Annotated in this window: 11 protein-coding genes and 2 pseudogenes; 6 read left to right on the forward strand and 7 right to left on the reverse strand. The window is 61.5% G+C overall.

The window, feature by feature from the left end; translation table 11 throughout:
• Window positions 1-13 precede the first annotated feature (13 nt).
• From ACFQU0_RS19470 to ACFQU0_RS19490, 5 genes are all read left to right on the forward strand, one after another.
• Window positions 14-910, forward strand: coding sequence for a hypothetical protein (locus ACFQU0_RS19470; RefSeq protein WP_382203523.1), 897 nt, complete (start codon window positions 14-16; stop codon window positions 908-910).
• Window positions 911-1099: 189 nt separating this feature from the next.
• The gene (locus tag ACFQU0_RS19475) at window positions 1100-1324 is read left to right on the forward strand and encodes a hypothetical protein (protein WP_382203525.1); all 225 of its coding nucleotides are present in this window, start codon (window positions 1100-1102) and stop codon (window positions 1322-1324) included.
• Window positions 1325-1376: 52 nt separating this feature from the next.
• Complete coding sequence (locus ACFQU0_RS19480) at window positions 1377-1925, forward strand: hypothetical protein (RefSeq protein WP_382203527.1); 549 nt, start codon at window positions 1377-1379, stop codon at window positions 1923-1925.
• Between the two features lie 92 nt (window positions 1926-2017).
• Entirely contained in the window at window positions 2018-3823 is a 1806-nt protein-coding gene (locus ACFQU0_RS19485; protein WP_382203529.1) for a hypothetical protein, read from the forward strand.
• A gap of 159 nt (window positions 3824-3982) precedes the next feature.
• Window positions 3983-4672: a hypothetical protein gene (locus ACFQU0_RS19490; RefSeq protein ID WP_382203531.1), complete on the forward strand. Its 690-nt coding sequence runs from the start codon at window positions 3983-3985 to the stop codon at window positions 4670-4672.
• Between the two features lie 714 nt (window positions 4673-5386).
• Here ACFQU0_RS19490 and ACFQU0_RS19495 read toward each other — a convergent pair.
• From ACFQU0_RS19495 to ACFQU0_RS19505, 3 genes are all read right to left on the reverse strand, one after another.
• Entirely contained in the window at window positions 5387-5995 is a 609-nt protein-coding gene (locus ACFQU0_RS19495) for a hypothetical protein (RefSeq protein ID WP_382203533.1), read from the reverse strand.
• Between the two features lie 98 nt (window positions 5996-6093).
• Window positions 6094-6762 (reverse strand): SOS response-associated peptidase, encoded by a 669-nt coding sequence (locus ACFQU0_RS19500; protein ID WP_382203535.1) that lies wholly within the window; start codon window positions 6760-6762, stop codon window positions 6094-6096.
• 105 nt (window positions 6763-6867) lie between these two features.
• A complete protein-coding gene (locus tag ACFQU0_RS19505) occupies window positions 6868-7860 on the reverse strand; it encodes an IS1595 family transposase (protein ID WP_382203537.1) in 993 nt (330 codons plus the stop codon).
• A gap of 108 nt (window positions 7861-7968) precedes the next feature.
• Here ACFQU0_RS19505 and ACFQU0_RS19510 point away from each other — a divergent pair.
• Window positions 7969-8344 (forward strand): annotated as a pseudogene (locus tag ACFQU0_RS19510) (LexA family protein); the annotation flags it as partial.
• A gap of 353 nt (window positions 8345-8697) precedes the next feature.
• Here ACFQU0_RS19510 and istB (ACFQU0_RS19515) read toward each other — a convergent pair.
• The 4 genes and pseudogenes from istB (ACFQU0_RS19515) to istA all read right to left on the reverse strand — a co-directional run.
• Window positions 8698-9519, reverse strand: a complete 822-nt coding sequence (gene istB, locus ACFQU0_RS19515; RefSeq protein WP_382203539.1) for an IS21-like element ISThsp19 family helper ATPase IstB — start codon at window positions 9517-9519, stop codon at window positions 8698-8700.
• Window positions 9509-9931: pseudogene (locus ACFQU0_RS19520) on the reverse strand (IS21 family transposase); the annotation flags it as partial. The gene istB (ACFQU0_RS19515) and the pseudogene ACFQU0_RS19520, both read right to left, overlap by 11 nt.
• Window positions 9932-10114: 183 nt before the next feature.
• On the reverse strand, window positions 10115-10864 hold the full coding sequence (istB, locus tag ACFQU0_RS19525; RefSeq protein WP_382203541.1) for an IS21-like element helper ATPase IstB: 750 nt from the start codon (window positions 10862-10864) through the stop codon (window positions 10115-10117).
• Window positions 10865-10885: 21 nt separating this feature from the next.
• The coding region (istA, locus tag ACFQU0_RS19530; protein WP_382203543.1) for an IS21 family transposase at window positions 10886-12086 on the reverse strand (1201 nt) is incomplete at its 5' end.

Below are 12086 nucleotides of genomic sequence, written 5' to 3' on the forward strand. Positions count from 1 at the left end.
ACGAAAGGACCAAATGACCGCAAAGCCACCCCTCAACCTCACCGAGTACGAGTTCACCGCCAACATCGACTACGTGTCGCTGGTGGGCCTCCAGAAGACTGCCCTGCCGCCGCTCAACGGAAAAGCAACGTGGCCGCCATCGGTCCCCGGCAAGCTGACCGTGCAGGAGCCCAGCGCCGCCGACGTGCAGGCCTTGGCCGAGACCTTTCCGGCAGGCCACCTGGACGAACTCGAGATCTGCATTGATGTCCGCACGGCACAACAACAGCCTGCTGCGCAACAGGAAGAGGCCCTGACGGCTTTCAAGGCCGAGTTCGTTGCCAAGCGCCACAAGCCCACTTTCATCGAGGGCACCAACAGTGGGTTCCGGGGCGCTTACGACCACAACATCAAAAAGACGCTGCCCTACAACCACCGAGTGCCGGCCGCGCATCAGCAGCTGCTCAATGGGCATCGCAACGACGGCGCACAGGTCAAGTGCTACTACAAACGCACGGACCAGAAACAAGCGCTTCCGTCGCAACAGCACTGTGTGCGGCTCGAGATCCGCCTGGGCATGGTGGGCCTGGACCGCCACGGGTTGCTGACGTTGTCGGACCTGCATGGCTTCAAGTTCCGCAAAGAGCTGATGCCCTACTTCACGCATGTAAACGGCTCGCGGCACCCCAAGGTCCGCAAATCCTCGCGGGCTGCCCTGCTCGGCATGCTGAATGCATACCAAGACTCCGCCGACCTCACGCACTGGGGTCGCGTCGGGGTGGGCGCCTTCCTGCCCGGCGGCAAGCGTGAAAAACCCCACCTGATCTTCAAGCGCGACATCGTGCTCAACCACCGTATCGGCCAGGCACTGGGGCGTCTGGAGCGCTCGTTCGCCGTCAAAAAATTCGTGCGTCCAGCAGTGCCAGCCTAAGCACGAAGCCCAGCATTCATGCGGGTTGCAGCGCGGTTGAGTAAGTCACCTATGACTTACTTAACTGTGAGCCTCCCACCCTCCTCCACAACCCACCAGTCCACCCCACAAAGGGGCTGCCTGCAGCCCTGCCATTTCCGTTCGTCATCACCTTCAGGAACACCGTCAGACATGCCTACCTGCCAGACCATGACCCCGATCGAAGTCGAAACCCGTACCGCTGTTGATACCGCCACTGCAGCCTTTCACCTCAACCGCAAACAGCAGACCTTGCGTGCATGGGCCTGCTACGAGGACGGTCCGATTCGTCCCATCCGGGTCCATGGGCGCCTGGCCTGGCCTGTCTCCGAAATCCGCCGGCTCCTCGGCATCACCTCCGCAAGCAATGACCACCACTACCTCAACCGTGCCTGAGTCCGGACAGCTTGGCTGTCTCCTACCTATACCCAACCCCGAAAGGAAATCCATGACTGAAAACATCTGCCCCGGCAACGCCACTGCAAAGCCCAAGTTCGAACTGATCGTTCAGCCGTACAACCGCATCTATTGGTTGAATTCCGAGCGTCACCTGATGGTCAATGAGTCCGACTGGAAGTTCTGCGCTCGCCACATCGTCCACCAAATCGACCTGCCCTACTTCTTCTCGCGTGGCGTTGGCCTGGTGGAAGTGGAAGAGGAACCGCTGTTTGGTGGTTGGCGCTGCAGTCCGGTGTCGAGGGCTGCAATTGCCAAGGTCTTGCGCATGAATGTCCGGTTGCTCGCGCAGAACCACTGGCGTAGCGACTTGACTATGAGCGACGTTGACCTCTACGACCACCTCGCCAAGGTGTTGGCCGGATCGCACACCTCGAACGCTTACTTCCCCGAAATCAAGGGCATGGTCTTCGTGGGCCACACCACGAGCGACGGCCGGGTGATCAAGCGCAGCGGCTTGGATAAGCGCACGGGGCTGTACGCGATGACTCGCAAGCCCTTCCGCGCCGCCAACGACGAACCGATGGCGGTTGCCGCCTGACATCTCGATAGCCCAACCAGTGAACGCCCCGGCGCGAACCCGTGTCGGTGCGTTCACCCCCATCCCCGATTGGAAACATTTCTCACACCGACATGAACGACCTGATCATTGAAGACGACACCCAGATGAGCCACGACTTCCACGCGGATGACGTGGTGCCCGCCACCGCGCATAATTTGCCGGGCGACTCCGAAGAAGTCCAGCCCAATCTGGACGCGGCCGCCGAGGTCATTGCCCACTTCACGCGGCCGGACCACCCGCCGGTTGTGATTCTGGAAGACGAAGCCCCGGCTTCCCCCGAAGAACGGCCGGAGGCGAGCCTGGACGACGCCGAGGCAGACGCCATTGCAGAAAGCGGGGAGCCTTCCACCGAAGCCGTTGCGGCGCCCACGCATACGGCGCAGACGCCTGACACGCGCCTGCACCGCGTCGAGGTGGTCCCGGGCAAGATTGGCGAGACGCTGGCAACCGTCGAGGCTCTGCTGGCCGACTCTGGGCGCTTCTTTCGGCGCAACGGCAAGTTGGTGGAAATCCGCCAGGACATCGACGGCCATGGCTGCGATGTCAAGGCCATGACCATCGAGAGCCTGCAGGTCGCGCTCTCCACCATGAGCGAGTGGTACCGTTTTAACACCCGCTCCAGCGCCTGGCAGCCCTGTGACCCCAATGCAGCCGTCTGCCGCCTGCTGATCAACGGCAGCAGCCTCTCCCGCCTCAAGCCCCTCAAGGGTGTTGCCAGTCAGCCCCACCTGCGCCCGGACGGCAGCTTGTGCCTGTCGCCTGGCTACGACGAGGTCACGGGCATCTACGGCGCGTTTGATGCACAGGGGATCACGGTGGAGGCCAACCCCGGGATCGAAGAGGCCCGCGCTGCGGTCGCGGAGCTGGAAGACCTGCTCTCGGAGGTGGCGTTTGCCACGAAACAGGACCTGGCGGCAGCGCTGTCTGCCATCCTGACCGCAGCGGTCCGCCCGAGCCTGCCCCATGCGCCGCTGTTTCACGTCACGGCGCACCAGCCCGGCTCGGGCAAAACCTATCTGTGTGACCTGATTGCGTTGTTTGCCGGCCCGAAGCCCCCCAGCCAGGCATCGTTTCCGGGCAGCAATGAGGAGTGCGGCAAGTTGTTGCTCTCCCAGTTGATGCGCTCGCCGGCGGTGATCCAGTTCGACAACCTGACCACCGACATCAAGCCCCACGACAAGCTCTGCAGTGCGTTGACCAGTGACCTGATCGAGGGCCGTGTGCTCGGCAGTTCGTCCACCGCAAGCGTGAGCACTCGCGCCCTGTTCTTGAGCAGTGGCAACAACGTGATGCCCATGGCCGACATGGGGCGCCGCACGATGGTGATTCGCCTGGACCCCAAGGTCGAGATGCCCAGCGCGCGCACCTTCGCCCGCCCCAACCTGCTGACTGATGTGCGCAGTGAGCGGACCCGCTATGTCACGGCTGCACTGACCGTGATTCGCGCCTGGCTGGCATCGGGTGCCACCACGGTGTCGTGCTCGCCCCTGGGCAGCTTCGGCGGCTGGTCCAAGTGGTGTCGCGAGTCGCTGATCTGGCTGGGCTATGACGACCCCGCTACGGGCCTCTTTGAGGGTCTGGAGAGCGATCCGGACAGGCTGCTGCTGGGTAGGGTGCTGCAGGGCTGGAAATCGCTCTATGGCGCCTCTGTGGTGATGTTGCGCAACGTGGTGCCGGCTGCGATGCGCTTCGACCCCGACGACGACTTCCGTGACGCGCTGGTCGAGGCCAGTGGCGGCAACGACACCATCAACGTGCGCAAGCTCGGTCACTGGCTCGCCCGCCGTGAGGGCCACATCGTGGGCGGCCTGCGTTTGGTCAAGGCACCCAAGACCGGCAGCGCGCAGAACTGGTGTGTCGAGGAGGTGAAGACCTAAGTAAGGCCCTTAAACACTCCCCTCTCCCGCGCCACACCGCCCATCAGAGGTACGGCGCAACTCTCAACTGTCGGGGTGAGGCGATCAAGCCGCCCCAGCACTACGGTTCCCTGAATCCGCGCCCGATCAACGGGCGCATCACCAAGTAAGAAAGCAAAAATGTCCAATACCAAAACTGAAGCTGGTCACAAGTCGGCTGCCGATGCAGCGAACGGGGCAGTCAAGCCCCAAAAGCCCAGCCGTGCCCGCAAGTCTGCGGCACACTCGCGCCCCAACGCCAAGGCCGCAAGGCCCGATCACGCAAATTCTGCTCGCGCTAAGGGCAAGCGCGTCTCTCGCGCGGACCTGGTCCAGTTGGACGTGGATCGTTGGTTGGTTGTCGCTGACGAAAATGATCTGGCGAGGACCGCCAAATTGGCCATGGCGGCACTCGCAAGCACCGGGCGCATCTTCCTCATGGCGGGCAGTCCGGTGGAATTGACCTACGACGATCGGCACATCGCCCCCGAGCTCCGCGTTCTGGACTACGACGGTCTCGCTAGTGTTTTCTGCGAGGTGGTGGGTTGCGTTGGTTATGACCACGACACCGGCAACTTGAAACCCGGGCCGGGCTCCGCGCAGTTGGCAAAGCTGATCCAGGTTCACCGGCCTTATGGCGAGTTGCCTGTGCTCAAGGCCATTGTGGTTGGCCCCGCTAAGCGCCCTGATGGCACCGTGATCACGGAATCGGGCTATGACGAGCTCTCCGGTCTGCTCGTGGTGGACGTGAACGCCAACCCGAAGCACTTCGCGCCGGCGGTGTTTACGGGTGACGCCGAACTCGACGCGCTGCTGGCCGAACTGGGTTGACGATATGACGGACGGTGGCTGATGCCGTACTGGATGATCCCGGTCCGGCGCCACGCCACCGCCAACCTCGCAGTAGGTTCTTTAGGTTTGTAGGTTCTATTTGCATCATGGCCGGCTCTTGTCACGCGCCCCGGCAGCGGCCTCCATAAAGTAGGTTCTGTAGGTTTTGTAGGTCTTGTTTGCATCATGGCGTGTACGTGTCACCGGCACCGACCTCACCGGAGTAGGTTCTATAGGTTTTGTAGGTTCTGTTTGCTTGATGGCGGGTGCGTGTCACCAGACACCAAACGTCTCGATTGCGATCACAGCACCATGGCGGCGCTTATAGGTAGGCCGTCCGTTCGCAGCTCGGCCGTAGGCCTCGAGATCAAGATTTATTCAGTGCGAACGCAAGGGGTTTCGGACACCCGGGTTTTGATCAAGGACTGCGCAAGTACGACGTATGGGCAGGTCATCCCCATGCGCAACTGAGCCCATAGGACCGCAAGAATCGGGGTGGTGGGTACGCCTCAATCGAGGTCGGGGTTGGTGAGGGCTGAGGGGGAGATGGCACACAGATAGTCATTTCTTGCACGCTTTGCGACTTTGTCAGGAGAGAACTGAATGCGCAGCAGTCAGGTCGATATAAGCGGAAGGTGGGGGAGGTGGGCTTCCCCCCTTCAATCAAACCTCGATTTGGCAGAGCGCCAATATGTGTTGGCCCTGCTGAGACTGTCACAAAAGCCCCTGCCCCTCAGCGTGATCACGTTGAAGTGGTGCCGCCTTGGCCAGGGCCATCCACACATCAAACCGTAAGCCGGTGAATGGCTGCTTGGGCGCCACCCGCACAATTTCCAAGCCGCTGCTGGTGGCCTCTTTCACTCCACACTCGGTTGGCACCTCGTCTGCCTCGGCGATCGGGTGCCCTTTGGCGTTCAGTCCCAACACGTAATACACCTGCGACGCCATTGCCAGATAGGCCGCCCGCTTATCGGGCCGCTTGAGGTCGCCCAGCAAGTCGGCCCGGCTGACCTTGATCTCATGCACCACCGGCTCCAGGTACGCCTCCACCGTTGTGTCGCGGATGCTGAATACGTCGGGAACGGCCTGGGTCCAAACCCCATCCACCTGCGCGCGCAATGCCAGCTGCGTCCAGGCGATACGCCCCTCCTGCTGCATGCGCTGGGCCACCTGCATCACCCGCTCATCGTGCGCGCTGCGGTTTGCCCGGTTGGTGGCGTGGGCGTCGGCCAGCGCCTGCATTCCGGAAGGTGTGAGGTGCAAAGTCTCGCGCCCCTGGTCATCCCGCTCGGTCTGCACCAGCCCGACGACGATCAGATCCACCTCCAGTGGGTCGCGGCAAGGCCAGCCCGAGTATCTGTAGATCTCCCGCAGCCGGGTCAGGTGCTTGCGGGTGACGCGCGGTGGTGTCTGTGGCTCTGTCACGCCTTTCTGCGCCCCCGCTCCGGGTCTGGTGTGGCCATGAGGAGTTGAGCCGGGTAAGGCTGCATGAAGGCCATGGAGCGCGCTGCTGGTGCGTCCAGCCACTCGTCGTACTGGTCCTCGCGCAGGATCACCACCATCCGCTTCTCGTCTTCCGGTCTGTGGAACTGGTTGAAGATCGGGTGGTCGTCGGCATTGATGGTCAGCATGGTGAAGCTCAGCACCTCTTCACCTGTGGCCTTGCGGTTGACCGCCCACAGCCCGGCAATGCCCATGGGCTTGTCGTCCTTGCGCTGGATGCGGGTGGGCACGGCTCTTCCGCTGCGCCAGTCGGGCTCGTAGATGTTCTCCACCGGCACGATGCAGTGCTGTCCCAGCCGCCAAGCGTCCCGGAAGCTCGGCTTCTCCGCCACCGTCTCTGAGCGGGCGTTGTAGGTCCGCTTGCCGAACGCGACTTCACCAGCCCAGTGCGGGATCAGGCCAAACAGGCCAGCCAGCGCCTCGCGCGACGGCACAGCCTCATCGCCCACGTCGTGATACGGGTGGCGGCGGATGAACGGGGCGTGGTACAGCGGCCAAACCTGGCCTTTGATGCCTGGCGGCGCCTCCACCCCGAAGTGCAGCTTGAGCCGCTCCGTCTTGGTCACCGAGTCGTAGTTGGAGCACATGGTGGTGTGAGTTTGTCGTCACCCCGATTTATACTGGATGGATGAACGGGGTATCCACTTAGCTCCAGTACTCAGCAGATACTGGATAAAACATCAGTCTTTATTCTATCTGCCAGAACTTTTTCTTGGCGCCTTTTTGACCACGTCAGCATAAGTGAATGGCTCGGTCTGCATGGCTTGCTGCAGCAATCGATAGAAGAGCAAGCCGCGCGAGTTCGAGGTCCTGCGGTTGAATCGAAACACGAACTCGTCGAGGTAGGCGTCTAGGTGTTCAGGCTGCACCGATCCGTGGTGGGTGCCCAGCATCCAGCGCTTGATCAACGCGGCCACCCGATGCACGCCGGCCATTGACACATGCGCTGGCGTGTCCGAACCCAGCATCACCCTGCGCTGGTGCGCGTAGCCCAAGTCGGTGAGCGAACGGTAGGCCGCTGAGCCGTCGGTACGCACCTGAGCGCCAGGCTCGATCGAATCTTGCACAAAGGGCACCACACACGACTCGGCGTCATTGTCGATCCGGCGCAATCGAATTCGCCCAAACCCTTTGGGTTCGTGCAACTCGACTGCAATGGCAACCAAGACCTTGCTGGTGTTGCTCTTGCGCCCTACAGCAGAGATCGGGTTCTCACGGTCGGTCAGCGCCAGATAGGTTTCGTCCACCTCGACCAGCCCCTTGAGGCGCTCGCGCTCAGGACGAACCATGGCCCGCCGAAAGCGGTGCAGCATCGCCCAGGCTGTCTCATAACTGCCCAGACCCAGCACCCGCTGCAGACCCAGCGCGCTGACGTCTTGTTTCTGGTTGGTCAGATACCAGGCAGCAGCCAGCCACACCCTCAAGGGTGTGCGCGTCTTGTCAAAGATGGTGCCAGCCGTCACCGTGGTCTGGCGAGCACAGTCGCGGCACATGAGCCGCACGCGACTGGACCGGTAGGGTGCCCCTACGCTGCCACAGCCCGGACAGACGAATCCTTCGGGCCAGCGCAACCTCTCCAAAAATGCCAGGCAGGCTTCCTCGCTCCCGAACCAATCAAGAAATTCGTTCCAGTTGGTCGGGTAGTCCTTGCCAGCCTCCAACGGTGCGATATGCTGGTTGTCCATCCAGCTATCGTAGTCGTACTGGAGCTAAGCGGATACCCCGTATGGATGAACAGTACTTTGCAATCGTCCTCGCCAACCGCACTGGCAGCCATCCCCTTGGTGCTGCCCATGCCGGTTCGGCGGTGCGGGCGGGGTATCCGTCGCCCGCCGAGGATTTTGCGGTCAACCGGCTGGATCTGACCCAACTGCTCATCACCCATCCTCAGGCGACCTTCCTGCTGCGGGTGGCCGGTGCCTCTATGCGCGAGCTGGTATCGACGACGGAGACACCCTGGTGGTGAACAGTGCCATCAAACCTCGGCATGGCCACATCGTGGTGGTGGTGGTCGATGGGGAGTTTACGGTCAAGCAGTTGTAGCAGCGTGGAGGCCGGGTTCGACTGAAGGCCGCCAACCCCACCTTCCCCGACATCGAGCCAAAAGACGTCCAGACAGTTGCGGTGTGGGGCGTGGTCAGCTTCTGCATCAAGCGCTTCGTGATGTGAGTGCGTATTCCGATCAAACCCGCCACCTGTTCCAATCCAAACCTGTCACCGGTTCCAATCCAAACCTGTCACCGGTTCCAATCCAAACCCACCAGTCATTCCAGTTCAAACCGACCGCAGATTCCGATTCGGGATCACCTTCTCGGATTGACTTATTTGTGTGCGCCGATCCAAATTTGAGCCACCGGGCCGACTGAATATTGAGCCAGGGTTGGAAGCCGACTTTCAGAGGGTCGGCTGTGGATTCGTGTACGGGTTGTCCTTGTTTGGAGATCTCCTTGTTGTTGTGTTGAAGGCGATGGGCAAGACGCGGAGGGCTTAGCCCGTAGCGGCTTGCCCATCGCGGAGCGTGCTCAGAATGGGTCGGACTCTGCCGGCGCAGAGATCCCTTTGCGCGCCAGCTCGCGGGCCTTGATCCGCTTCTTGGCTGCAGCCGTGCTGCGACTGAATCGGATCGACTCGTTGCCTGTCTCCACGATGTGACAGTGGTGCGTGAGGCGGTCCAGCAGCGCGGTGGTCATCTTCGCGTCGCCGAATACGCTTGACCATTCGGCGAAGTCCAGGTTGGTCGTGATCATCACGCTGGTGTGCTCGTACAGCTTGCTCAGCAGGTGGAACAGCAACGCCCCGCCGGCCTGGCTGAACGGCAGATAGCCCAGCTCGTCCAGAATGACCAAGTCCATGCGCAGCAGGCTGGTGGCGATCCGACCGGCCTTGCCTTGGGCCTTCTCCTGCTCCAGTGCGTTGACCAGATCCACCGTGGAGTAGAACCTCACCCGCTTGCCGTGCCGGGTGATGCCCGAGACGCCCATGGCCGTTGCTAGATGCGTCTTGCCTGTGCCCGGCCCGCCCACCAGCACCACGTTGTGTGCCGCGTCGGTGAAGGCCGTGGTGGCCAGTGTCTCCACCAGCTTGCGGTCCACAGGTGAGACCTCGAAGTCAAAGCCCGCCATGTCGCGATGCACTGGGAACTTTGCCGCGTGCATCTGGTGGCTGATCGAGCGCATCGCCCGGTCCGTACCCTCAGCCTGCAGCAGGTGCTCGATCAACCAGCGCGAGGACTCGATGCCCACACCGCCCGCCTCGCCACCGCCTTGCTCGACCAGATCGGCCCACGCCCCGGCCATGCCGTGCAGACGCAGCGCCTTGAGTTCGACCAGTACATCAGTCTTCATAGTCGGCCCCTTCGGTGGTAACGCCCAAGGCGTCCGAGCGAAGACTGTCATAGCGTGCCGTGTTCGCCAGCGGCGGCGTGGCCACCCGCAGTAGAGTGGCCGCCGTAGGCGGCACCGGCTGCGCATTGAGCCGGCTCAGCACGTTGACCACGTGCTCCATCACCTTGCCGGGTGGACCACTCTCCAGAGCGAGTTCGATGGCCTGCACCACGTCCAGGCCTACACTGAGCGCTATCGCCAGCACCTGCGCCATCACCCGGTCGTCTCCCGGGTTGCGCAGCCGCTGCAGCGGCTCGGGCATGTCAGCGAAGGGCGCGCCGTTCCGCAGCGCATCGAGCTTCCTCTGCAGCGGCGGGATGTAGTGCTGCCAGTCGTATCGTGTCTCGCCCGCGTTGCTCATGGTGGCAAATCGCTCGTTGACAAAGCGCCCCTTGGTTGAACCCGATGCAGAGTTGTCCACGGTGGTGGTCGGTCGGCACTTGCGACGAACCAACCGACCAACGCGGTGGAAACTCGTGTTCAAAGCGAAGGAAGCTCTTCTCGATTTTTTGGCACGCTCTTTCTCCGGACGCAGTGACTTACGCATCGCCTTGGTTTATGAGTTTGCCGAGCGCCGCCGCTTCGGCCGCAGCGATTCGCCAACTAGGTCGATTCGATGGGCATCGCTGACAACGCGGTCCATGATGGCGTCGGCAACGGTTGGATTTCCATCCGCAAGATAGTCGTGCCAGCGCTTGACGGGCAACTGGCTGGTCACAACAGTCGCTCTGGTGCCTGAGCGACTCTCAACGACCTCTAGGAGGTCGGCTCGCCGCTCAGCCGTAAGCGTGTTGATACCCAGGTCGTCAAGGATCAGCAGATCGAGCTTGCCGATCGCGGTAATCCGCTTTCTGAAGGTGCCGTCGGAGTGCGCAATGGCCAGCTCCTCCAAAAGCAATGGCACGCGCTCGAATTTGACCGTCATTCCATACCTGCAGGCTTGGTTCCCCAGTGCACAAGCGATCCACGTCTTGCCTAACCCAGTTGCGCCCGTCAAGATGACATTGACCCCATGCCTGATCCAGTTGCACAGTGCCAGTGACGCCATCACTGATCGCTCAAGCCCGCGCTTTGCCCCGTAGTCGATGTCTTCCATGCAAGCCGGCTCACGTAGCTTTGCATTGGTCAGCAGCCTCCGAAGACGCTTGTCATCGCGATAAGTCACTTCGTGATCGACCATCAGGCCGACTCGTTCCTCGAAGCTCAGGTGCCCGGTCACAGCCGATTCGATCTGCTGCGAAAAAGCATGGGCCATGCCAAAGAGCTTGAGCTCATTCAGCTTACGGATAGTGTCATTTGTCATCATGGTCTGGTTCTCAATGCGAGGTCAGTGATAGTGCTTGGGGCCACGCAGGTTTTCGTGAGCGAAATTGGCTTCGGTGATTTCCGAACCCTGCATATCCAGCCGGTTCACGAGGATCGCGCGCAGGCTGGCTACAGACGTGGCTCCGCTGCTGATCGCTTTTGTGCATGCGGCCTCGACACGATCTACTCCGAATTCAGCGCTTAGCTTGCGCATTCCAATGCCGAGCCGGTAACCGGCTGTTTTGCCGCCATTGGCCGCCAGCTGTTGTTTCACAAATGCTGTGGTCTGCGGACCAATGCCACTGGCCCACAGCAGTTCGCGCTCAGGCGTCCAAAGACCATACGCGTGTTCGGCTGGCGACAGGTGCGCCGGATCTATGACCGGATCGTCACCTGGCGTTTTAACGTGGCTCGCAACCCGGCGGCCATCGAAGATCAGTTCGACCAGTGTTGCCGTCACCCGGATGTCGACGACCTGTGACACAAGCCGCGCCGGCGCGGAGAACAGACGCCCAGCCACATTTACCATCTTGCTCATGTCCACCCGAGCGCGACGGAACTCAACGTATTCATAGGAGGTCGCCGGCAGGCTGCGCAGCAGTGGCGCATCCAGGCTTTCAAAGGCACTACGCCGATTGCCTGCCAACTTCTGAAAGGGACGGTTGTTCAGCTCATCGAGGAGTTCAAGAATCGCGCAATTAAGCTCACCCAAACTGGTGAAGACGCGTCGGCGCAACCGGAACAGTATCCAGCGCTCAACGATCAGCACATGTCCTTCTACCTTGGCCTTGTCCTTCGGATGTCGAGATCGGGCCGGTTGAATTGTTGTGCCATAGTGGGCCGCGAAGTTCTGATAGCTGTCATTGACCAATGGCTCCGTCAAACTCGCTCGGGTAACTGCCGACTTCAGGTTGTCGCATACGATAAATTTGGGTACGCCTCCGAAGAACTCCAGCATCCGCACGTTTGCGGCAATCCAGTCCGGCAGCGTTTGCGACCAATGGGCCTCGGCGTAGGTGTAGTTCGACGCTCCAAGTACGCTGACGAATATCTGCGCCCGAAGGACGCAGCCCGAGACGGGATCATGGATTGGAACGGTCGGCCCAGCATAGTCGACGAATACCTTGTCCCCGGCCAGGTGAGTCTGCCTCAGATAGCTCTTGAGACTGCGGCACCACGTGCGGTAGAGGGAGCAGAACTGGCTGCGCTGCATACCGTCGGGG

Source organism: Hydrogenophaga defluvii, from assembly GCF_042665235.1.
GTDB lineage: Bacteria > Pseudomonadota > Gammaproteobacteria > Burkholderiales > Burkholderiaceae_C > Hydrogenophaga > Hydrogenophaga defluvii_A.

Bases quoted from the DNA above. Each gene is read 5' to 3' on its own strand.
- ACFQU0_RS19485 (WP_382203529.1), top strand. From the start codon at position 2,018: ATGAACGACCTGATCATTGAAGACGACACCCAGATGAGCCACGACTTC.
- ACFQU0_RS19480 (WP_382203527.1), top strand. From the start codon at position 1,377: ATGACTGAAAACATCTGCCCCGGCAACGCCACTGCAAAGCCCAAGTTC.
- ACFQU0_RS19470 (WP_382203523.1), top strand. From the start codon at position 14: ATGACCGCAAAGCCACCCCTCAACCTCACCGAGTACGAGTTCACCGCC.
- ACFQU0_RS19505 (WP_382203537.1), bottom strand. From the start codon at position 7,860: ATGGACAACCAGCATATCGCACCGTTGGAGGCTGGCAAGGACTACCCG.
- ACFQU0_RS19490 (WP_382203531.1), top strand. From the start codon at position 3,983: ATGTCCAATACCAAAACTGAAGCTGGTCACAAGTCGGCTGCCGATGCA.
- istB (WP_382203541.1), bottom strand. From the start codon at position 10,864: ATGATGACAAATGACACTATCCGTAAGCTGAATGAGCTCAAGCTCTTT.
- istB (WP_382203539.1), bottom strand. From the start codon at position 9,519: ATGAAGACTGATGTACTGGTCGAACTCAAGGCGCTGCGTCTGCACGGC.
- ACFQU0_RS19475 (WP_382203525.1), top strand. From the start codon at position 1,100: ATGACCCCGATCGAAGTCGAAACCCGTACCGCTGTTGATACCGCCACT.
- ACFQU0_RS19500 (WP_382203535.1), bottom strand. From the start codon at position 6,762: ATGTGCTCCAACTACGACTCGGTGACCAAGACGGAGCGGCTCAAGCTG.